The 504-nt window shown below is 66.3% G+C and carries 1 protein-coding gene; it reads left to right on the forward strand.

What is annotated here, in order from left to right:
* Positions 1–95: 95 nt before the first annotated feature.
* Positions 96–449, forward strand: coding sequence for an IS66-like element accessory protein TnpA (tnpA, locus tag NKH04_RS33180; RefSeq protein ID WP_031239744.1), 354 nt, complete (start codon positions 96–98; stop codon positions 447–449).
* Positions 450–504 lie beyond the last annotated feature (55 nt).

The following is a 504-nucleotide window of genomic DNA, read 5'->3' on the forward strand; positions in this document are numbered from 1 at the left end:
GATACCCTCCGGCGAAGGCCGCCTTGCGAGAGGACGGCACGGTAGCGAGGCTGCGCTCTTAAGGTCGCCCTTACGAGCGAAGTTAGCAGCACAGCATGAGCCATGTGACGTTATTGACCGGGCCTGAGCGTCGTCGTCGTTGGCGTGAAGAGGATCAGTGCCGGATACTGGCCGCGGCATTCGCGCCCGGGGCCACAGTGGCGGCGGTAGCGCGTCAGTACGATGTCGCGACCAGCCTGATCTATAAGTGGCGCCGCACGGTGAGAGCCCGCGAGACGGGCTTTGCCGAAGTTGTCGTGGCTCCCGATGAGCCTGTCGCCGTTTCGCGGCCGGCGGCATCCCCAGCGGTGATCGAGCTGGAGGTCGCCGGCAAGGTGCGGCTGCGGATTCCGCTGACCACGCCGCCAACACTGGCGGCAGCGATGGTGAAGGCGCTGGGCGTTTCATGATCCCGGTTCCGAGCCAGGTGCGGATCTGGTTGGCGGTCGGCCGGACCGATATGCG

The organism is Mesorhizobium sp. M1365 (genome assembly GCF_040317865.1).
Taxonomy (GTDB): Bacteria; Pseudomonadota; Alphaproteobacteria; order Rhizobiales; family Rhizobiaceae; genus Mesorhizobium.

Coding starts and splice junctions, on each gene's coding strand:
- tnpA (WP_031239744.1), top strand. CDS start 96: ATGAGCCATGTGACGTTATTGACCGGGCCTGAGCGTCGTCGTCGTTGG.